A 22,597-nucleotide genomic window follows, 5' to 3' on the forward strand; every position below is an offset into this window, starting at 1 on the left:
ACCTTTGCGCCCGTCATGAAATATCATTCAGAAATAGTTAAACGCCGCAGTTTTGCCATTATTTCTCACCCCGATGCCGGTAAAACCACCCTTACTGAGAAGCTCCTCCTGTTTGGAGGTGCTATCCAGACGGCAGGGGCGGTAAAAAGCAATAAGATCAAGAAGCACGCTACCTCCGACTTCATGGAGATCGAGCGCCAGAGAGGAATTTCGGTTGCTACATCGGTTATGACCTTCGAATACCAGGGCATTCTTATAAACCTGTTGGATACTCCCGGCCACAAAGATTTTGCCGAAGATACTTATCGCACCCTCACGGCGGTGGATAGTGTTATCCTGGTAATTGACAGTGTAAATGGGGTGGAAGAACAGACAAGACGCCTGATGGAGGTCTGCCGTATGCGGGATACGCCGGTGATCGTTTTTGTGAATAAAATGGATCGTGATGGTAAGAACCGTTTTGATCTGATTGAAGAGATAGAAAAAGAACTTAGCATACAGCTCCATCCCCTTACATGGCCTATCAACAGTGGTAAGGATTTTAAGGGGGTATATGATCTGCATAATAAGAATCTTCGTCTCTTCACTGCCCATACCAAGGCGGAAGACGGGGTATTACAGCTGGAGGACCTCAGTGACCCGGTTCTCGATGATAAACTGGGAGCACGCGATGCAGCTGTTCTTCGGGAAGATGTAGAACTGGTGGATGGTGTTCATGGCGAACTCAATGTGGAAGATTACCTGGCAGGTAAAGTGGCGCCGGTATTTTTCGGGAGTGCGGTTAACAATTTCGGGGTGAAGGAAATGCTTGACACCTTTATTCGGATAGCACCCATCCCACGAAGCCGTGAAACCACCAAGCGAAAAGTTGATGTTGAAGAAGATAAATTCAGCGGATTCATCTTTAAGATACATGCCAACCTTGATCCCAAGCACCGCGACAGGATCGCCTTTTTACGGGTATGTTCAGGCCGCTTTGAAAGAAATAAATATTTCCATCATGTACGGCTTGATAAGGATGTGAGGTTCAGTAACCCTTATAGCTTTCTTGCCCGCAGCAAGGATGTGATTGAAGAAGCCTATCCAGGGGATGTGGTGGGATTATTTGATACCGGAAATTTTAAAATAGGAGATACGCTTACAGAGGGAGAGGAGTTTTACTTTACTGGCATACCATCTTTTTCACCGGAGATCTTTAAAGAGGTTCTGAACAAGGATCCGATGAAAACCAAACAACTGGAGAAAGGATTGCTGCAACTTACAGATGAAGGGGTTGCACAGCTATTTACACAGTTTGGTGGTAATAAAAAGATCATCGGGTGTGTGGGAGAACTGCAGTTTGAAGTGATACAGTATCGACTGTTGCAGGAATATGGTGCATCTGTTGAATTCCGCGCCCAGCCTTATTATAAGGCATGCTGGATAACAAGTGATGATCCCAAAAAACTGCAGGATTTCATCCGCTTTAAGTCATCCAATATTGCGGAAGACAAAGATGGTCACCTTGTATACCTGGCACAAAGTGAATGGTTCCTGAATACAGAAAGGACCAATAACCCGGATATTGAATTCCACTTTACTTCAGAGATACATAAGGATATGATCTGATCAGCAAATTAATAGTCGGCGCTTATGCCGGTATAGTTTTGAGGAGTGATCTTTTTCAATTCCTTTTTGATAGCTGCTGAGGTTTTGAGACCATTGATGAAATTATGGATGGCTTTTTTGTCGATGGTTGCATTACCCCTGGTAAGATCCTTCAACGCTTCATAGGGCTTGGGGTAATTTTCCCTACGCAATACCGTTTGAATGGCTTCCGCTACAACGGCCCAGTTAGCTTCGAGGTCTTCATTGATCTTTTTCTCATTCAGCACAAGTTTGCCAAGTCCTTTTTCAATTGAACGGATGGCGAGAATGATATGTGCGAAGGGCACACCTATATTGCGGAGAACAGTAGAATCGGTTAGGTCGCGCTGTAAGCGACTTATAGGAAGTTTTGCCGAAAGGTGCTCCAGCAGAGCATTAGCGATGCCGAGATTACCTTCTGCGTTTTCAAAATCGATAGGATTAACCTTATGAGGCATGGCCGAAGATCCTATCTCCCCCTTTTTTGTTTTCTGTTTGAAATAATCCATGGAGATATAGGTCCAGATATCGCGACAGAAATCCATTAGGATTGTATTGATCCTTTTCAGCCCATCGAAATGAGCCGCCATGTTATCATAGTGTTCGATCTGGGTAGTGAATTGCTGGCGCTGAAGGCCCAGGGATTCAACAAATGTATTGCCGAGCTTAACCCAGTCCTTTTTAGGATAGGCAATATGGTGAGCATTGAAGTTACCGGTTGCACCACCGAACTTTGCGGTGTAAGGTATATACGTTAACTGTTCAACCTGGTTTTGCAGTCGCTCAACAAATACCATCATTTCCTTTCCCAGTTTTGTTGGGCTGGCGGGTTGTCCATGTGTACGCGCCAGCATCGGGATATTGCGCCAGCTCTCTGCCAGGTTGCGAAAGGCGGTATTGAGGTTTAACAATGCAGGAAGGTATTCGAATTCCATCGCGTTTTTCCAGCTAAGGGGAACTGATGTGTTGTTTACATCCTGCGAGGTAAGTCCGAAATGAACCCATTCAACCAGGTTGGCAGCTCCACAGGCTTCGAGCTTACTCTTTACAAAATATTCAACTGCTTTCACATCGTGGTTGGTGATCTTTTCCGTTTCCTTAATAGTAAGGGCGTCTTCAGTACTGAAACCTGCTGCGGCTTCTTTCATGAAGTTGCGGGCTTTGACAGGAAGTTTGAAAAACCGGTTATCGGCGAGGAAAAGGAAATACTCCACTTCAATGATCACCCGGTATTTCATCAGGGCATATTCAGAAAAATACTCATCTAATTGTTGAAGTTGGTTACGATAACGTCCATCGATGGGAGAGATGGCAGTAAGGGATTGTAGTTCCATATATTTGCAAAATTAAATTAAAGCGATTGGACAGAAAAATCAGAGTGGGAGCAGTGAGTTACCTGAATACAAAGCCGCTGATCTATGGACTGGAGAGAGGAATGCTGCAAGACGAGATAACGCTGGAAATGGACTTCCCTGCTAATATTGCGGGCAAGTTACTCGATGATAGCATTGATATAGGTTTGGTGCCTGTAGCAATTATACCCAGGTTAAGACAACATCATTTTGTAGCCGATTATGGAATCTGTTGCGATGGCCCTGTAGCCTCTGTATGCCTGTTCAGTGAAGTGCCTGTGGAGGCGATAACCGAAGTGCTGCTCGATTATCAAAGCCGTACATCCGTTAGGCTTGCACGCATACTGATGAAGGAGTTCTGGAAGATCGATCCTGTTATCACTGATACCCGGGATGATTTCCGTGAAAGGATCACCGGCACCACGGCTGGTGTTGTAATAGGCGACAGGGCACTTGAACAAAGAAGCCGCTCGCGTTATGTGTATGACCTTGGTGAAGCCTGGAAACTGATGACAGGACTTCCATTTGTTTTTGCAGGATGGATCAGCAACAAACCAATTAGTACAGATTTTATAGCTGCTTTTAATGAAGCAAATGAGTATGGGTTGAACAGGTTGGAAGAGGTGATCACGGAACATCCATATCCGGCCTATGATCTTCATAAATATTACACGGAGGACATCATATATAAACTGGATACAGAAAAAATGAAAGGTCTGGAGCTCTACCTCGATTACCTGCAGCGTTTTGGATTCCAGGTGAAATAATTATTTCTTCTTTAATGGCAGGTATCTTTCGATGGTGGAGTTGATCTCCTGTGAGATTCCACTGAAGTAGGTAGTTGGAATGAAAAGGATCAGGAATGCCACTGATCTGATAAATGTATCAAGGAAAATATTTGATTGGGTTGGAATAAAGCTAACAGCGAGGGTGGCAGCAACGGCAATCACAATTGCCAGCAGGTTTTTCAGCGTATATGGCTGCATGTTAAATTTCAGGAATAGGAAGGAGAAGCGAAGTATATTATAAAACGTGAGTGAAATAAGCATTGAATAAGCCGCACCCATCAAACCATAATAGGAGATCAGGTAATAATTCATTGGCAGGGCGAGGATGGTATATGCCACGTTTACAATGAAATCAACTTTCCAATAGCTGGAAGTTCCCATTATTTGTCCGTTGGCCCCTGTACCGAGGTCAATTAGTTTAGCTGCTCCCATAAAAAGAATAACGCTTTCGATACCGGCAAAATCTTTTCCAAGCAGTCCGGATAGGTTGTGGAGGTTCAACCAGATCAGTCCGAACATGCCGAGCCCCACCACCAGCAGGTTGGCAACACTTTTCTTATAAATGCTTTTAATACCAGCCAGGTCCTTGTTTTTCCATGATTCGGCAAGAACCGGTATGGTTACAGAATTCATGCTACGCTGCGGTACTTCAAGAAGTGTAACAATATAAGTAGCGATAGTCAATACAGCGGTATCAGTAAGTCCGCGGTCACCTTTGGCCGTTAGTATGAATGTATCGATGGTGCGTGATAGCAGGTTAAGGAATTGTGAGCCGAAAATAAAGAAGCCGAAGCTGGCCATTTTATATTGAAGGCGGTCGGTAACGGAACTGATTTTGGGTACAAACAGGAACTGTTTTGTTTTGCGGAGGATCAGGAACAGAACAAATCCTGATACCATATAGGAGAGGGAGAATAACTGGAGGAAGCGGTTATCGCTGATCATTTTGGCGGTCAGCAATAAGAGTAGAACGGTAAACAGTAAGCGCGGAAGCAGTTCGCGGAGAGTGTTGGTTGCTATGCTTTTCCGGAAAGACCATCCAAATGATTCGAGCCACATGAAGAACAGGATAAAAAAGCAATAAGGATAAACCAGGTAGCTGAATTCTACGAACAGGGGTGAACGTTCGGAGAATTTCCTTTCAATTATATCGCGGCCCAGCCAGCCCGCGAGGCACATGATGATGAATCCGATGATGCATACCATGGCGGTAACGAAGGGAAGATCATTCTTCTCGGGCTTCAGGTATGATTTATAGAAGGGGAAGAATTTGTAGATCACGGGAAGGCTGCCTAGTGTGCAAAGTGTTGCCAGGGTTAATCCGGCGTCGGTAATGACGCGGGTGAGGCCAAGCATTTCAGGTGAAAGAATCCGGGGCACCAGGAAAAGCATATTGAAAGCACCTACCGCGAATCCCAGGATGATGATTACGGTGGACCTGATGCTTTGCTTTTGGATACTGCCCATTGGGGCCAAAACTAAATAATTAAGAAGGATATAAATAAAATGCCAAAAAACTTTTATTTTTCCGGCTGCTTTACCCAAACCTTATGAGAATTTATTTACTTATCCTTTTCTACTTGTTGATGTTTTCTTCACTTGCGAATGCACAAAATGACCTAAATCCACTTTCAACAAGTTGCAATTCGTGGTTAAAAATCATAGAAGCCGGTGGCGGAGTACAGATAGGGGATCTTGATATTCCAGGTAATAAAGTTACCGTAGAAGCGAAGTTTAATAGAACTGACCCATATTCTGGACCCTATGTATATGCAGGCAATATTGTATCAAAACATAGTGATCCTAATGATGCCAATTATCTCTTAAGGCCGGGTTCTGCAGAAGTTACAACATCTAATGGATATTTTATCACGCCAGAAGTTTGTGCATTTGATTTAAATAAAACATACCATGTAGCCATGGTGTATGATGGGAGTACGCTTAAGTTTTATAGAAATGGTTATTTATTAAGTCAGGTTGCATGTAGTGGTGATCTGATTTTGAATGACTTTCAGACAACGATTGGCCAAAACGCCTTAAACATGTCGGTAACACCAGAGGAAGGTATGAGAGGCTATATTGATGAAGTCAGAATATGGAATGTGCCACGTTCTCAGGAGCAAATCAGGGCAAATATGGATATTGCTTTACCATCACCATCAACACAACCTGGATTATTAGCATATTACCAGTTTAATGACCTTATCAATAAACAAGGTAATTCTATGTGGGATGGAAGATTGAGAAGATTATCTACCCAGATAAACCAAACAAACCCTAAATGCATTACTTCCACTGATTCTTGTAATGTCGTTTGCGATAAATCAACAGATTTTGCATTCAGACAATCTTTGTGTAATCCAAATAGTATAGATTTTATCACTGATCATATAGAGGTACAAAATGTTAGATGGGATTTCGGAGCGGCTGGTATTTCTGATTCATTTACACCAACAATAGATTTCGGCAGTACGCTTCAGAATATCCCTGTTAGTCTAACAACTACTTTTAAAGATGGATGCATTGCACAAATAGACAAACAGATATCAATTGCGATGAACGGAGCTAATTCACCTGTATTATCCTTTGATACTACTGTTTGTAAAGGAGAAGAAGTGACACTCAGTGCCCCTGAATCATTTGCGTATTGCTGGGATCAGGTTATTGGGATTACAGAAACTGAGGATCGTGATCAAGTTATTGTTGCTGATGCTTCAAGGCAATATTTATATAAAAGAGTTGAGATTGGAAACAACCTGATTGTTAATGGCGATTTTGAATCCGGTAATGAGTCTTTTAGTACAGACTATTTGTTTTCTTCCGCAGGTAATGTACCGGGTAATTATGCAATAAGTAGTAATGTAAAAGCCTGGGATAATGAAATCAATTGCGAACTGACATCCCCTGCTTCCGAGATGATGCTTGTAAATGGTGAGATGATAACCGGAACAACAATATGGAAGTCTACAGTTACAATTTCACCAGGTACAAACTATCTGTTTGGGTTTTCTATCGCAAACTTGAAAACTGGAAATCCACGAATTCATATATATATCAATGGGAATAAAATAGATCAGGCTGAGTTTGGCGCCGGAGCACTATGTACATGGCAGCAGTACAAGATATTCTGGAATTCTGGAAATTCAAATGAAGTGGAATTAAAATTAGTAACTGGACTTTTACCTACGGGAAGCAATGTATTTGCACTTGATAATATGATACTGAGTGAATACAAATTATACAGCGAATATATAAACATGAATGTTGAAGAAATACCCTCACTGCTAGCAAGCGATGATGCTGAAATCTGTCTTGGAAACAAAGCGATACTTTCTGTTGAAACGGATTTGCCAACATCGGTACAATGGTCGCCGAATTCATTTATTAACAATATTAATTCTCTAACCCCTGAGGTTAGTCCTAATGTAACAACAACTTATTACGTTTCAGCTGAAACTGTTTCTGGTTGTAAAGCCATTGACTCCGTCAAGGTTATTGTAGAGCCAAAACCAATATTTGCATTAAGTGCAACTGAAGTTGAGTTATGTGAAGAGGAACAAGCAAAATTAACAGCCTCGGGGGGTACATTTTACCAATGGTATTATGGTGAGGAATTTTTAAGCAATAGTCCTGTATTAGATTTGGATGGAAGCAGGGCAGGTAATTTTTCAGTCATTATAAAGAATGAGTTGTGCAATCTTTCCGATACACTTACCAGCATTGTAAGACTTAGTCCCGTTCCGCAAATACGTATAGAAAAATCAAATGATATTGATTGCAAGCAACCTACCGCTTTAATTACCGCCACTGGGGCAGCGACTTTTTTATGGACAAGTAATTCAAGTATTATTGAAAACTTTGGTAATTCAATTAAAGTAGCTCCATCAACCAGTTCGATTTATAAAGTGGAAGGCACTGATCCTAATGGCTGTACAGTCATGGATTCAATTGAAGTTATAGTCGTTCCAGGTTCTGCCAATGAAGAATATAAATTGGCTAATGCATTTTCACCAAATGGCGATAATAAAAATGATTGCTTTGGAACAGCCAAATATGGGACTTTGACCAACTACAGCCTTACAATCTGGAATAGGTGGGGGCAACGTGTATTTAGCTCCAAGAACCAATCTGAATGTTGGGATGGAACATTAAATGGTAAAAGCCAGGGAGAAGGGACGTATGTTTATCAACTGGTTGGTAGCTCTATATGTGGTGATGTGAATAAAAAAGGTGTTCTTCAATTATTAAGGTAGTTACCCATCACTTTCTTTTTGAAATCTATAATACCCTTCATTATAAGACGAAGTGTAAGGAATTTGTGCTTGCCATAAAGCAGGTTGTTTTTTATCCTGTTCAACAACTCATTTCTTTTTAATTCTAATTCATTCTTAAAATAGCCCTTATGCTTATTGCATATATAAAGATGATTGCGAGTCATATAATACAACCTGATTGGCGAATGCAATACCCGAGGTGTTGTTTTTAGATTAAGTAAGGACTTATGAAACGAAACCTTCCCTAGTTTATGTTGGATATGAATGTTCTCTAACTTCACTATTCTATAGCCTGATTTTATTGCAGAGAAGCAATAGTCATGATCAACTTCATCTATAAATAAATTCTCATCAAATCCGCCGATTGATTTGTATAAACGGAGATTTACTATACTACCTGATGTAATTAATTCAACTGTATCTATAAATGAGCATGGGTTTGGAGAGGGATTCTTAATTTCAAAATTGACACCCGCCATCGCTACGTTATCCCACGAAATCTTATCAATGCAGGAAATATATTTCTCAATATCAGAATCTGTAAAGGCAGAATCCTGGTCCATGGTAAGCAGGAAATCGAAGCCTTCATGAATTGCAAGATTTGCTACCTGGTTAAGCCTTTTGGCGATTCCATGATTATGAGAATCATGAATGTATTCAAAGTTGGCATCACTATATTTATTGCCTATTGCTGGGATCTTGCTGTTATCAGCAATGTATAACTTATTGATATGAGAAGAATAGGTTTGGATGTTTTGTACCACCTCTTCGTCTGGATTGTATAAAATTACAATACCAGCTATTTTAGCCATGATTCCACAATTTTTTTCAAACTCTTCTTCTGGCCAAATGTCTCGAAATGATTAGATAGCTGTTCTTTCCCTTTAAATGTATTTTTGGGTGCCTGCATTCGTTTTTTCTCAATTATAACAATACTATCATAAAAATGTAATCCTCTGACAGATTCAGTAATATGATTCATCATCTTGGATTTTGCACTCTTTACCGCATGCCAGCCATGTATATTATCAATAAAATTTTTACTGAACTCTATAAACGATCCCTTTCTTTTATACCCCCCTCCATAACTAGCCCAATATGATGTGTGAAGATCTTCGCAAACATATAGCCCATCCTCTTTTACGTGTTCGAAAAGAACATTAAAGGTAGTAATCTGTTGTTTCATGGTATGCCCACCATCATCCAGAAGAATGTCGACTTTTGGAATCTTCGACTTCAAGTCAGTTAGAAAATCTGCATCTTCCTGGGACCCTATGAATATAGTGCAATTCTCGGTTTCAAATTTTTTACATTCAGGGTTCACATCTACTCCAATAATTTTTGCTTTCTCCCCGAAATATTTACGCCACATTTCAAGTGATCCACCATGTGCAATTCCTATTTCAAGAAAGGTGAAATCAGTATTTCTATATTTACTAAAATACTCATCATATATATCGATATAATGCTCCCATTTATTCAACAATCGACCGGAATGCTCTTCATATATTTCTCGCAATGACTGCATTAGAAAAAATTTTACTTTAACAAGCTGTAAATTGCACAAAATATCTGACACTAACAATCACGCGAATGATAGCTCCATTTATATCAATTTGTATTCCAGCCTACAAAAGATTGGATTATTTGGAGCGGTTGTTGAATTCGATTGAAACCCAAACCTTCCGTGATTTTGAGGTTGTGATCACCGATGATAGTCCCGATGCATCGGTAGGGGATTTTTGCCGCAATATCAATTCAGCGTTGAACCTTCGCTATTTTAAAAATGAAAAAGCACTGGGCACCCCGGAAAACTGGAATGAAGGTATCCGCCAGGCCAGGGGTAAGTGGATCAAACTTATGCATGATGATGATTGGTTCACGGATGAAAATTCTCTCGAAGCCTTTTACCAGGCAACACTGAAAGATCCCGATTACCCTTTTTTCTTTTCAGCTTTTCGAAATGTGGATGAGGACAGCGGACGGAGGGAGGTGGTTCAATGTAATGCCCTTGACCTGGCCATTTTGCGATTAAGCCCATTACATCTTTTCAAAAAAGTTTATGTGGGTAATCCCAGTTGTACACTGATCAGGCGAGACATAGGCCTGTTGTATGATAGCAGATTTAAATATGTGGTAGACTTTGAATACTATATAAGATGCATTCAAAAAGAGGGAAAGTGGAAGTATATCGATAATGTTTTGTTGCAGATCGGATTCAATGCCGAGCAGGTAACCAAGTACACCTTCCAGGTGAAAGAAGTTCAGATTCCTGAGAATCATTTGCTGCTGCAGACTATGGGTGCATCCATACTCCGCAACTACTTCGTTTTTGATTATTACTGGCGATTGTATCGCAACCTTGGAATTCGTAAACCAGCTGAGATCTCTGCACTTTATGAAGGACCAGTTCTTCCTATAGTAAAAACAATGCTTGAAGTACAATCGTCTATTTCGCCATCAGTTCTTAAGAATGGCATAGTTTCTAAGCTTTTGATGACGGCCACCTATATCCGGAGCCTGCTTATCAAACCATGAGGCCTTAAATATTTTCCAGTTTAAGTTTTGTCTTAATATTATAGAGGAACTTTCCCGCCGGACTCTTAAGCAGGTAATACAGCATTTTCAAACGAAGCTGCCATATTTCGAGTAGCGTACTGTTACCGAAATATTTCTGATACACCTGTTTCATCTGGCTGAGTGCGTCAAGATAACTCGATTGGCTGACCCCATGCGGAGCAAAGATCACCAGTTCCTTTTCCAGAAAAAGAAATGGTTCGTTGGCGATCCTGCAGACAAAATCATAGTCCATGGCGATCCTGATTGAAATATCATAGAGTCCATACTTGTCATGCAATGATCTTTTCACGAACATGGTCTGGTGCCAGACAGATCGCATACCCCTGTAAAGCTTTTCTTTATCAAAAGGTTTGCCTAAAACAACCTGTTTTCCACCGCGTGTGGTTAGGCATTTGCCATGAAGCCAGGTAATGCTATTATTGTCTGTAAAGGCCCTTGACACTGTTTCCAAAACAGTGGCATCTCTAAATCGGTCGCCAGAATTGAGCATGTTGACGATCGTTCCTGTTGCACGGATAATGCCCTTATTAAAAGCATCGGAAATGCCCTTGTCGGGCTCGGATATCCATTTACGATAGGGTGGGTGTTGAGTGCCCACCAACCAATCCCTGATCTCTGAATTAGTGGAGCCATCAATGATCCAGTGTTCCCAGGGAGGGCAATGCTGTTCATCGATCGAAGAGCAGGTTTCCTTCAATTCGGTAAGATTGTTGAAGCAGATCGTTATGACGGAAATACTGAGTTCCATGTTTTAAAATTTCTGCGTCAATCCCTTCAATGCGTCGATCCTGAACTTTATAACTGGCCAGGTTTTTTTAGGTTTCCCTTTCAATGCATAGCCTATTCCTAAAATGATTGCAGCACCTAGCTTGAAAATAAATTCAACTACTTTACTGTAATAGGCGGATGCCCCGATTTTCTTAACCCTTACTCTTTCACCGCGGCCCTGCCCTGAGGCAACCCTGTATAGGTATTCACTGGTCAACTTTTTCACTTCAACCACATGATGAACTTTTACTTCAGGATCATAAAATATCCTGAATCCAAGTGCTTTCATACGGAAGAAAAAATCCTTCCCTTCACCACCAATCCTGAGTTTACCTACAACGCCGGGAAGATTGGTGTCAAAACCGTTGATCGCAAAGAATGCTTCCCGTGTAACTGTCATATTTGGTTCAAAGGGGTAACGGTTTTTACTGAATTCTGTTACCTCATCACTGTAATCAAAATTGGCAACCAGCGAAGAAACATAATAAGACATCCATTCGGGTTCAGCCGGAATATATTTAGGGATGATTGGGCCGCCTAATCCACTTGCTTCAGGATGTACAGTAAAAAAGCGGCGAATCTTTTCCAGGAAATCAGGGAAGGCAACGGCATCGTCATCAATGAAGGTAAACAAATCACCTTTTGCAGCGTGGGCACCTGCATTCCTTGAATAGGAGGAGCCCTGGCTGGTTTCTTTCAGGAAGTGGATATTAGCATCCCCGTGACTGGCAATATAATTGCGGCACAGCTCTTCGGTGTTATCGGTGCTGTTATTATCAACCACAATGATCTCATAACCATTTTTATCAACCGTCTGGTTGTAGAGGCTGTCAATGGCATTGATAATATAATCGGCCCGGTTATAGGAACTGATGATAACAGAGATCATGGCAGCTGTTTGCGTTTCCATGCCAGGAAGGCCGTCAGTGCAAGTAAAAGATAAACGAGGCTGGCACTGATCGTTGAGATCGTTTTACTTGTTTGCACAGCTTTCGGTTCAAAACGGAATTCCAGCTCATGATTGCCGGCGGGCACTTTCATTCCCCTTAAAACATAATTTGCTTTAACGTGGGGAACCAACTTGCCATCGAGGTATGCATTCCATCCTTTATCATAAAATATTTCACTGAAAACCGCAAACTGATCAGAGGATGCATTGGTTTTGTATAATACTTTATCATTCAGGTTTTCGACCCACTGGATGGTAGCTGCTGAATCAAACAGGGGTTGTGCGCCAACCGACTGCTGGTATTTTTCCTGGACGATCGCCACTTCACGAAGCATTGCACTATCAAGTGCTTTCATTTCCGCATTTCCGTCCTTTACGAATCGAACTTCCTTTACAAACCATGCCGGGCCAAAGGCTTCGGGGTTTGACTGTGCAACAGCCTTCCCATCGGCAGGGTTTTGCATGATGAAATATCTTGTGTTCAACATATTAAACACCTGCATATTTCCCTTGCTGAGCTGTTGCTGGATAAGGTCATTGTAGAGTCCAAGTTTAGCCGGACTGTAACCCCCAACAGAATTATGAAAATAGGAAGCCCTCGAACTTTCGAAAGGATTTGCATTTGTCGATTGGTCGAATACACGGAAGGGGAGGCGGGTATCGGCTTTGATTGCCAGATCGGCTGTATTGGGTTGAAGTGTTGCCTCAAATTCTTCCGGCTCCACGAAATTCCGGTGACTGAGATAACGGGTGCCTACACCAATAAGATCAATGGAGCTAGCGGCAAGTAATCCCAATAATAAAACTATCTGGCTTACCTGGGCTTTGCGGTAGAAATATAATAAGCCTGCTGCCAGTAATATTAAAATGGTGGATCGAAGGAGGTCGGCACCAAACAGGGCCTTACGATCATCGCGCAGGGCTGAGACGATTGACTGGCCAAAGTCGGCGGCCTGTTGTTGTATTTCAGGACTTTGCTGGCCCTGCATCATCATGTTAGATAATTGTTGTTTAAGGGCGGCATCACCTGCACCACTATAATCAGCCATGAAATAGAAAGCAGTCAATAGAAGTATAACTGCGCCGGTAATCATGGCCGTTAGTCTGAATTTTTTTTCGTCTTCCGCAGATTTATGATCACTGTTCATGAACTGCTCTAATCCCAATGCTGCCAGTAATGGAAAGGTGAGTTGCGGTATGATCATAGCCATGGAAGGGGCCCTGAATTTATTGTAGAAAGGCAGGTAGTCAAAAAGGAAATAATTGATGGAGGAAAAATTCTTACCCCATGCCAGTATGATCCCAACAATTGTAGCGGCGAGAATCCACCATTTATGCCATGATCTTACATAAACCATTCCAAGGATAAAGAGGAAGCAGATAATAGCGCCTAAATAAACAGGACCTGATGTTCCGGGCTGTGCTCCCCAATAGGCTGGTAATTGTTTTACAAAAGCATTTGCCTGTTCTCCCTGCATGCCTGTTTTTTCAGCAAGTACTTCCGCCGTTCTGGTTTCATCACCAAATTCAGATACGGCTTCACCATTTACCACATTACCTGAACTACCACCATATATAGAAGGTACAATAAATGTGAGTGTTTCACTGATACCATAGCTCCAGCCAAATGCATAATCTTTGTTCAATCCACCGGCAGTCTTATTTTGTTCATCAACACCTTCGGTTATTTCAGATCGCCCACCCCGCATGGTTTCTTTTGAATACTCCTGCAGCGGATACCAACTGATGGCATAAGTTGCCAATCCAACAATCGCAGCGAGAAGCGCTACTCCAAATGCAGGCAGAACAGTTGTTGTTTCTTTTTTTCGAAAGCTGTTAACGAGGTATGCGATACTGATAAAGGCAATAACAATGGCAGTATAATATAAGACCTGGATATGTTGTGTACTTGTTAGAAGTCCAAAGAAAAGTGCCAGCAATACCCCTCCGGTCAGGTATTTTTTCTCGTATATAAGGAGGAGGGATGCCACTACTGCGGGAGCATAGCCAATGGCCCACATCTTAGTATTATGACCTACGGCAATGATCACCGGATCATAAGTTGCCCATGCATAAGCGATAGCGGCGAGTGCTGCCACCAGGGGCCGGATGCGCATCACCATACAAAGAAAATAAAAGCTTATGCAGGCAAGGAAGAAAAAACTTACAGGAACGGGCATCCCAAGGGTTAATAGCGTCTGCAGGTAAATGGTTTCAACCGGCGCACCGTTAGAGGTAAAGGTATATGCCGGCATACCGCCAAACATGGAGTTGGACCATAAAGGGAAATGGCCATATTTCTCTTTGAACTCAAAAGATTGCTGTGCCATTCCTTTCCAGCCGATGATATCGTGCTGCTCAACAACCTTACCCATCAGGGCCGGTTGACAATAAATAATTGATACCACCAGGAAGAAAAGGATGGCGTAAATATGAGGCGATGCCTGTTTGAACCAGTTGGATTTCATGTGCCAGCTTCAGTTTAGCTGGCAAAATAACACATATTTGACCTTAAACAGGGGCAATTTTATACATTGCCGGCGAATTTGTATAACCATGTCAATTTCCCAATTCAATAAACTTGCATTTATTACCAACATCGCTTTCCTGCTGGCCATGGTTATGCGGTACTATCCCTTCCTGCCGGGGACTGCTTTTCAATCAGCATTACTGATCGGCGGACTGGTATTATCACCCCTGTTTAATGTTTTTGTACTGCTGGCTAATTTATACTGGCAGCGTAAAGGCATGAAGCAGTTCCATAAAACCATTCCACTGTTGAATGCCGGTTTCTTATTGCTGCAGGTTTTTCTTTTACTAACGGGTATCCTATCTTTAGGCAATACCAACTCATGATACATAATATCATCCGCGACAAACCCAGCAGGCTTTTTATCATACTCGGAGGCTTCTTTATCGCAAATGCCATTATTGCAGAAGTTATAGGGGTGAAGATTTTTTCACTTGAACCTACCATTGGCATTGAGAAAGCGAGCTTTACATTATTGGGTGAATCAGGTTTGTCTTATGACTTGTCGGTAGGCGTTTTACCCTGGCCAATTGTTTTCATCATGACCGATATCATCAATGAATATTATGGTATCCGTGGGGTGCGCTTCCTTTCATTTCTTACTGCAGGTTTAATTGCATTTGCTTTTTTCCTGTTTTATTTTGCGATCCATACAGTACCCGCCGGTTGGTGGCAGGTGTCACAACAAGAGAATGGTGTTCCAGATATGCAGGCAGCTTATAGCCAGATATTGGGACAGGGAATGAGTATTATCCTGGCATCCCTCACAGCCTTTATGGTAGGTCAGTTAACAGATGCTACTGTATTCAGAAAAATCAAAAAGCTCACAGGGGAGAAGAGGATCTGGATGAGAGCAACTGTTTCCACCTTGTTCAGCCAAATGGTAGATACCATTGTTGTGTCCTATATCTATCTCTATTTTGCATTGGGATTTTCTTTTCCAAGGGTAACCGCAATCGCCATGGTTGGCTATACCTATAAGTTTACCATAGCCATTTTATGTACGCCACTTATTTACCTGATCCATGGTTTGATTGAGCGGTATCTGGGTAAAAAACAGGCGGCCGAAATGAAGGCAGCGGCCCTTGAACTGCAAAAACAAAGTTAAACCATGGGTTCTCATTAAACCTGGAAGCCTTTGCAGGCTCCTAAGTGTAAAACCTTAACATTTATAAGGGTCTTAATTATCAGAAGCTAGCCTAATTTAACGATGAAATCAAACAATATAAATCCTACAGCTATGTCAAAGAGCTTTACACGCGTTGGTTTATTACTTGTTGCCAGCCTGCTCTCCCTCGTGGGGTTAGCACAATCATGGCCAGTTAAGCTTACCCTGCGCAATGGTGACATGGTAAAGCTATATGAGCCCCAACCCGAATCGTACGAACAATCCCGCCTTGTATTCAGGTCGGCCATCTCCCTTATAAAAAAAGGCGAGACTGAACCTGTTTTTGGAACCCTTTGGGCAAATTCACAAACAAGGTCCGAGCAGTCCAGCGGAAATATCTCACTTGAGTCATTATCAATAACCGACATAAGGTTTCCTGCTTCAATTACCGAGGAAACAACCAGGGAAATAGAGGTGGAGCTTGAATCTGGCGTTCCTGCAAGGAAGGCGATCATTTCAAGCACATACCTCGAAAATGCACTTTCAAGAAATAAAGAAAAGCAACAACTTGATGCTTCCTTTTCAAATAAAGCCCCGAAAGTTATTTATACAACCACACCATCTTTATTAGTGGTCATTGATGGAGAACCGGTTTTGCAAAAAAACCAGGAGTGGGGGATGGAAGCCGTTGTGAATTCACCGAATACAATCGTAAAGAACAATGACGGTAATTTTTACCTCTATGGTGGCAATCGTTGGTATAAGAGCCAGTCGGCAAAAGGACCATTCAATTATACCGGGTATCCACCCGCCAATCTGGCTTCAGTTGAAAAAGCAGTAAAGAAGGGGGAGAATACTGAAAAGGAATTTGAATCAGATTTCGATAATGCTAATATAAACAGGGCAGTTATTGTAAGTACCGAACCGGCAGAGCTTATCCAATCAGAAGGTGAAGCAGATTTTACACCCATCAGCAATACTGGTTTGTTATATGTGAGCAATTCTCCTAATGATATTTTCATGGACATTGCTTCCCAACAGTATTATGTATTACTGTCTGGCCGTTGGTATCGTTCCCCTTCCCTGAAAAGCGAGTGGTCTTTTATTAATGCTGATCAACTTCCGGAAGATTTTTCAAGGATACCTGCTGGTACTGAAAAGGATAATGTTCTGGCAAGTGTTGCAGGTACTCCAGCAGCGAAGAATGCACTTATGGATGCCCAGCTACCATTAACGGCAAGGGTTGACCGAAACAAAGCAACAGCCTCGGTAAGCTATGATGGCGATCCTGAGTTTGAGCGAATCAGTGGTACAAAAATGTCTTATGCCATTAATAGTTCAGCCACAGTTATCAAATACAGGAATGATTATTACCTGGTTGAGAACGGTGTATGGTTCCGTTCAAATTATCCATCTGGTCCATGGGCTGTCAGTAATACCAGGCCCGATGAAGTGGATCTGATTCCACCATCATATCCGGTATATAATGTGAAGTATGTTTATATCTATGAAACAACTCCCGATTATGTATATATGGGATATACACCAGGCTACCTGAACAATTATGTTTATGGGCCTACTGTAGTATATGGAACAGGTTATTATTACCGACCATGGCACCGCCGCAGGTATTTTGCAAGGCCTTATACATGGGGATTCAATATGCATTACACACCATGGATGGGCTGGACCATCGGACTTGGTTATAACCCCGGCTGGTTCAATGTTGGATATAATTATAATCCATGGGGATATTGGGGTGGAGGATGGTGGGGACCATCAATGTACCGCCCATCATACTGCAGTCCTTTTTACCGCAACAACGGATATTACGGATATAGTGGAAATCATTTTTATGTGAACAACTACAACTACTATAATTATTATGGTGGCAGACGTAGTAATAACTACTATCACAACAATATTTATCACCAGCGCAGGGATGTTGTAACTGTTGACAACAGGCGCCCTGCAAATATTTCAAGGCCTGTTCAAAATCCTGACAGGAGACAATATACAGGCAATTATGATGGTCGATATAATAACAGCAATGGTTATAATAATCGCAATGACGGATTGGGTGTTGACCGGAATACAAATCGCGGCGATCGTCAATCTGATGTAAGTAGAAGGGTTAGAGAAAGCATCCCTGATGCAAACAACCAGCGGGATGTTAGGGTGGAGAATAATAACCGTGAAATCAGGCCCGATAGACAATATCGTCCGGGTTCACAGCCGCAACAGGAAAATCGACGTCAGGATTATAACCAGCGTAACCAGGAAATGGAACGCAGGGTAATAACAAGGCAACCAGCTCCTTCAGGAGCACCATCAAGGCCTGCTGGTGTTGAGAACCGGGCGAGGAATGAAAGAAGTGAATCACCATCACCCAGAATTGAGCGTTCCCAGATCACAAGGCCTGCGGCTCCTCCACCATCAAGGGAGTCGGCCAACAGTAATCAGGGTGGTTCAACAAGACGTCCGGAAAGGAACAAAAATTAAACATCCTTTCCCATAACGTAATCGTCCATCACATAGCCAAGGCCGATATCGTTTACCTCTTCTTTTTCTATCCGGAAGCCCATGGCTTCATAGAAGAACCTGGCTTTATTAAATTTATTGACATTTAAAATAAGGTGCGCGCCATTATGGGTGCGCACTTCTTCTTCTACCATATCCAGCAATGCGCGGCCCACGCCTTTGCCATGAACATCAGGCAGTACATAAAGTTTGTGCAACTTCCAGATGGAATCGGTGATTGGTCCAAAGGAGGCGAAGCCCACTTCCTCCAATTCTATTTCAGCGATAATAAACCTATGCTCTTTATTGATGATCTGGTCTTCCAATGCATCAGGGCTATAATTAAGGCCGAGCATATAATCCATCTGGTCTTTGGAAAGAATGTTTTTATATGCTTCAGGCCATATCTGGTGGGCTAGAAATCCGATCGTTGGAATATCATCCTGATCGGCGCTTCTTATGACTAATGCTTCACTCATTTTATCTAACGGATTTATCAGGGTTATGGAAAGTGCTTTTTGAAAGAGCCTGGTGCATCTGGATTGCCTGCCAACTCAACCGGACAGCAACAAGGAAGGAGAGTACTGCGCTGCCAAAAAGAAAACCCGATGACACTCTTTGCGTAATGACCTCATCAACCTGCACAAACAAAAACAGATCGTATAGACCATGAAAGAATATAGCAAGCAATAGTCCCCTTACCATTAATTGTTTGGATTGACGGTTATGGGTGAATTTGGCAAGTCCCACATAATAACCCATCAATATCCCAAAAGTGGCATGAGCCGGAACTGAAAGGAACATCCTCAGGATACCTGTTTCAAATCCATGCTCCATTACATATCCAATATTTTCAAGTGTTGCAAAACCCATAGCAACCATCACACCATAAATAATTCCATCAAACGGTTCATTAAAGAATTGACGGGGAAAAGCATAGGTGCGGAGCATTATGAATTTGGTCAACTCTTCGGTTAGTGCAACCACGATAAAAGCCAAGAGAATATAGTAGGTCCATCCATTGGCTGGCATCATTAGTTTTAAAAGTTTAATGCCTCCAAGTTGCAGCAGGATTGCGGGTAGTATTCCCAGCATCCCGAGGAAAAAAGAGTTAACCAGTGCCTTCAGCGGTTCGCGTTCATACCTGTCTTTTGAATAAATGAACCACATGATTGCGATCCCGGGTGCCAGGGCCAAAGCCAGCAATTCCATATATCAGGTTTGTTGCGCTGAAATTAGTGAATTAATATTGAGTCAGAATTGGCCTCCATGAGAAAAGCTCAGATTTTTTTTTGTTGCCTATTATTGGCTATAACTGTCCGATCACAGGAATTTGGAGGCATCCCCTCAAGCCAGGAATGGAAGCAGATCCGTGCCCCCAGGGTTAGGGTTATTTTTCCGCAAGGCCTTGACAGCAGTGCATCCAGGGTGGCAGACATCGTCTCGTATACAATATCATTTCCAGACAACAGTATTGGCAGAAAATTTAAACCATTATCCATAATTTTGCAGCAGCATTCAACCATCTCCAATGGCTATGTTGCACTGGCACCCTACCGTAGCGAACTCCTGCTTACACCGCCCCTGAATGGATTTGACCTGGGAAATGGTGATTGGTTAACAACGTTAACCCTTCATGAATTGAGGCATATCCAGCAATACAGCAATTTTAACCGTGGACTGGCAAAGGCTTTTCGTTTTGTGCTTGGAGAACAGGGGCAGGCATTGGCCAATGCACTAACTGTACCTGACTGGTTCTTTGAAGGTGATGCTGTTTACCAGGAAACCATCCTGAGTAAACAGGGAAGAGGCAGACTTCCAACATTCTTCAATGGATATAGATCCATATGGGAGGCTGGGCTGGATTACTCCTACATGAAATTGAGAAATGGGTCGTATAAACATTACATCCCTGACCATTATCAACTTGGTTATTTACTTATTGCCTATGGCCATAACCGTTATGGAACAAGTTTCTGGAAAAATATTTCAGAGGATGCTGCGGCTATGAAAGGATTATTTTATCCTTTTCAACGAAGTATAAAAAAGCACACATCACTAAGATACAGGCAATTCCTTCAGGAAGCCTTTTCAGAGAGGCGAAATGCTTTAACGGAGCCAACTACTAAAGTAGCTATAGATCGGGAACCTGTAAGGAATGAAGAGAATCCCGTATTTATGGAGAACGGTGAGTTGCTTTTTATTCGTTCAACCTATAAGGAGTTGCCGATTTTTGTTCATCGCACAAAAAAGGGAGATAGAGTTATTCGTCAGCGTGATCGCTCGCTCGATAATTATTTCAGCTATTCCAATGGAAAGATAATATATGCTGCTTATCGCCCTAATATCAGATGGGGTTGGCAGGACTATGGTGAACTGCAGCTGCTGGATATTGAAACCGGTCAACAGGAAAGCATTACAAGGGGAAGTAAATATTTTATGCCTTCGCTTTCAGTAAGGGGTGATAGTATTTCAGCCCTGCATTTGGGTGCGGATGGAGAACATGCAATCCACCTGCTTGATCTTGGGGGTGCTATCCTGAAAGAAATAAAGTCGCCCCCGGGTGTCCTGCTGGCCTTTCCCCAGTTTTATAATGGAAAGATCCTTGCAGTGGCAAAGAAAACAAACGGGGATATGGCACTTGTCTTCATGATGCAGAGTGGGGAGATGGAAACGCTGACAAACTGGACAAATACCATAATCGCATACCCCCGGTTAAAGGGCGATACAATATTCTTTTCCACCAGTGGCAAAGAGCGTGATGAACTGATGTTGCTTAACCCGCAAACCAAAAGCCTGGAGAAACTTGTGATTCCGGATGCCTTAGGCAAAACCGGAATTTACCAGCCATTTGGAATGGGAGACAGCGTTGCTTTCAGCAGGTTTACCGCACGGGGATATAAACTTCAGTTTGAAAAGATCAGTGAGAAAACCTTTCTGAATTCCCGGCTCGAGGTGCCTGGCAATTTCGGATTAGCTGCACTTAAGGCATCAGATTCTTCCGTGGCAGTAATACCTGCAAGTAAAAAAGAACAATCGGGTAGCTATAGAAAATCCAGTGGACTTTTCAATTTTCATAGCTGGCAGCCTTTTTTCGAGGATCCGGAATTCAGTTTTTCTTTGCTGGGCCAGAACCTGCTGAATACCATGCAAAGTCAGCTAACTTTCATGTATAACCGTAATGAAAGGTCAAAGCAGATTAGCTTTTCCGGTATATATGGCGGATGGTTTCCAATGATAGGAGGCGGGATAGATTTTACCCTTGACCGTAAGGCAAGATTTGAGGAAAGAACAATTAACTGGCATGAACTGGAAGGCAATATCAGTGCCAGTATTCCTTTAAACCTAAGCAAAGGAAGGCAGCTGAGTTTTTTCACTGCACAATCAGCATTTGTATATAATAAACCATTTTTCACAGAGCCTGAAAAAAGTCAATTGGGGGATCTTTCCTATCTATATTTAAATCACCAGGTTCGTTATACAATCCAGAGTCGCCAGGCTGTTCAACAATTTAATCCGCGGTTAGCCTTGTCTTTACGTGGTCAATTCAGACATACCGTTACGCAATATGATTCATGGCAGGCATTGGCAGCTGCTAGTGTTTACCTGCCGGGATTATCGACCAACCACAGCCTGGTCCTGAATCTGGCAGCACAGCAGCGTGATAGTGCAAGGGGGATACGCTTCAGTGATAACTTCCCGTTCGCAAGAGGATATGAGTCTGAAAATCTTTATCGGATAGTAAAATGGGGCATCAATTATCAATTGCCATTGTTATATCCCGATAAGGGAATAGCGCAAATAGTGTACCTGCTAAGGGTAAGAAATAATTTCTTTTATGACCATGCTTATGCAAGGGATCTTTCTCTCCTGCAAACGGGAAACAGGGTTGAATTTCGATCATTCGGCAGTGAATTGTTCTTTGACACAAAGTGGTGGAACCAGTTGCCCGTAAGTTTTGGGATACGCTATTCCAGATTACTGGATCCTGACCTGTTTAATGGACCAGGCAGCAATAGCTGGCAATTCATATTACCGTTAGACCTTATTCCACAAACAGTAAACAGGAAAAAAGAGCTTATCTTTTAATACATCTAATTAA

General features: G+C 42.2%; 17 protein-coding genes. 8 read left to right on the forward strand and 9 right to left on the reverse strand.

Annotation, left to right across the window (positions count from 1 at the left end):
- Positions 1-15 precede the first annotated feature (15 nt).
- Complete coding sequence (locus V6M43_RS17855; protein WP_332737673.1) at positions 16-1,608, forward strand: peptide chain release factor 3; 1,593 nt, start codon at positions 16-18, stop codon at positions 1,606-1,608.
- A gap of 8 nt (positions 1,609-1,616) precedes the next feature.
- On the opposite strand, the gene purB is transcribed toward V6M43_RS17855, so the two are convergent.
- Positions 1,617-2,960, reverse strand: coding sequence for an adenylosuccinate lyase (gene purB, locus V6M43_RS17860; RefSeq protein WP_332737675.1), 1,344 nt, complete (start codon positions 2,958-2,960; stop codon positions 1,617-1,619).
- Between the two features lie 26 nt (positions 2,961-2,986).
- Between purB and V6M43_RS17865 the strand changes: the two genes are divergently transcribed.
- Positions 2,987-3,745, forward strand: coding sequence for a menaquinone biosynthetic enzyme MqnA/MqnD family protein (locus tag V6M43_RS17865; protein WP_332737676.1), 759 nt, complete (start codon positions 2,987-2,989; stop codon positions 3,743-3,745).
- Here V6M43_RS17865 and V6M43_RS17870 read toward each other — a convergent pair whose 3' ends face one another.
- Entirely contained in the window at positions 3,746-5,233 is a 1,488-nt protein-coding gene (locus V6M43_RS17870; RefSeq protein ID WP_332737677.1) for a lipopolysaccharide biosynthesis protein, read from the reverse strand.
- Positions 5,234-5,316: 83 nt separating this feature from the next.
- Here V6M43_RS17870 and V6M43_RS17875 point away from each other — a divergent pair, with 83 nt between their 5' ends.
- On the forward strand, positions 5,317-8,019 hold the full coding sequence (locus tag V6M43_RS17875) for a gliding motility-associated C-terminal domain-containing protein (RefSeq protein ID WP_332737678.1): 2,703 nt from the start codon (positions 5,317-5,319) through the stop codon (positions 8,017-8,019).
- On the opposite strand, the gene V6M43_RS17880 is transcribed toward V6M43_RS17875, so the two are convergent.
- Together V6M43_RS17880 and V6M43_RS17885 are read right to left on the reverse strand one after the other, a co-directional pair.
- Positions 8,004-8,852 (reverse strand): glycosyltransferase, encoded by an 849-nt coding sequence (locus V6M43_RS17880; RefSeq protein WP_332737679.1) that lies wholly within the window; start codon positions 8,850-8,852, stop codon positions 8,004-8,006. The genes V6M43_RS17875 and V6M43_RS17880 overlap by 16 nt on opposite strands.
- Complete coding sequence (locus V6M43_RS17885) at positions 8,840-9,568, reverse strand: class I SAM-dependent methyltransferase (protein WP_332737680.1); 729 nt, start codon at positions 9,566-9,568, stop codon at positions 8,840-8,842. The genes V6M43_RS17880 and V6M43_RS17885 overlap by 13 nt, the downstream gene beginning before the upstream one ends.
- A 65-nt stretch (positions 9,569-9,633) precedes the next feature.
- Between V6M43_RS17885 and V6M43_RS17890 the strand changes: the two genes are divergently transcribed.
- The gene (locus V6M43_RS17890; protein ID WP_332737682.1) at positions 9,634-10,578 is read left to right on the forward strand and encodes a glycosyltransferase family 2 protein; all 945 of its coding nucleotides are present in this window, start codon (positions 9,634-9,636) and stop codon (positions 10,576-10,578) included.
- Positions 10,579-10,582: 4 nt separating this feature from the next.
- Here the strand turns inward: V6M43_RS17890 and V6M43_RS17895 are convergent, their stop codons facing one another.
- From V6M43_RS17895 to V6M43_RS17905, 3 genes are read right to left on the reverse strand one after another with little or no spacing between them, the layout of a single operon-like run.
- Positions 10,583-11,368, reverse strand: coding sequence for a glycosyltransferase family 2 protein (locus tag V6M43_RS17895; protein ID WP_332737684.1), 786 nt, complete (start codon positions 11,366-11,368; stop codon positions 10,583-10,585).
- A gap of 3 nt (positions 11,369-11,371) precedes the next feature.
- Complete coding sequence (locus V6M43_RS17900) at positions 11,372-12,298, reverse strand: glycosyltransferase family 2 protein (RefSeq protein WP_332737686.1); 927 nt, start codon at positions 12,296-12,298, stop codon at positions 11,372-11,374.
- Entirely contained in the window at positions 12,274-14,805 is a 2,532-nt protein-coding gene (locus tag V6M43_RS17905; RefSeq protein WP_332737688.1) for a YfhO family protein, read from the reverse strand. The genes V6M43_RS17900 and V6M43_RS17905 overlap by 25 nt, the downstream gene beginning before the upstream one ends.
- A gap of 88 nt (positions 14,806-14,893) precedes the next feature.
- Between V6M43_RS17905 and V6M43_RS17910 the strand changes: the two genes are divergently transcribed.
- The 3 genes from V6M43_RS17910 (at position 14,894) to V6M43_RS17920 (ending at position 18,477) form a co-directional block, all read left to right on the forward strand.
- The gene (locus V6M43_RS17910; protein WP_332737690.1) at positions 14,894-15,193 is read left to right on the forward strand and encodes a hypothetical protein; all 300 of its coding nucleotides are present in this window, start codon (positions 14,894-14,896) and stop codon (positions 15,191-15,193) included.
- Positions 15,190-15,975 (forward strand): queuosine precursor transporter, encoded by a 786-nt coding sequence (locus V6M43_RS17915; protein WP_332737692.1) that lies wholly within the window; start codon positions 15,190-15,192, stop codon positions 15,973-15,975. Before V6M43_RS17910 ends, V6M43_RS17915 begins: the two co-directional genes overlap by 4 nt.
- 132 nt (positions 15,976-16,107) lie before the next feature.
- Positions 16,108-18,477: a hypothetical protein gene (locus tag V6M43_RS17920; protein ID WP_332737694.1), complete on the forward strand. Its 2,370-nt coding sequence runs from the start codon at positions 16,108-16,110 to the stop codon at positions 18,475-18,477.
- Here the strand turns inward: V6M43_RS17920 and V6M43_RS17925 are convergent.
- Positions 18,474-18,974 carry a GNAT family N-acetyltransferase gene (locus tag V6M43_RS17925; protein ID WP_332737696.1) on the reverse strand — a complete coding sequence of 167 codons (501 nt, stop codon included), beginning with the start codon at positions 18,972-18,974 and terminating at the stop codon, positions 18,474-18,476. The genes V6M43_RS17920 and V6M43_RS17925 overlap by 4 nt on opposite strands.
- Position 18,975: 1 nt before the next feature.
- Positions 18,976-19,707 carry a PrsW family intramembrane metalloprotease gene (locus V6M43_RS17930; protein WP_332737698.1) on the reverse strand — a complete coding sequence of 244 codons (732 nt, stop codon included), beginning with the start codon at positions 19,705-19,707 and terminating at the stop codon, positions 18,976-18,978.
- Positions 19,708-19,764: 57 nt separating this feature from the next.
- Here V6M43_RS17930 and V6M43_RS17935 point away from each other — a divergent pair, with 57 nt between their 5' ends.
- Complete coding sequence (locus V6M43_RS17935; protein WP_332737700.1) at positions 19,765-22,584, forward strand: hypothetical protein; 2,820 nt, start codon at positions 19,765-19,767, stop codon at positions 22,582-22,584.
- Positions 22,585-22,597 lie beyond the last annotated feature (13 nt).

Source organism: Flavihumibacter sp., from assembly GCF_036676075.1.
In the GTDB taxonomy this organism is placed as follows: domain Bacteria; phylum Bacteroidota; class Bacteroidia; order Chitinophagales; family Chitinophagaceae; genus Flavihumibacter.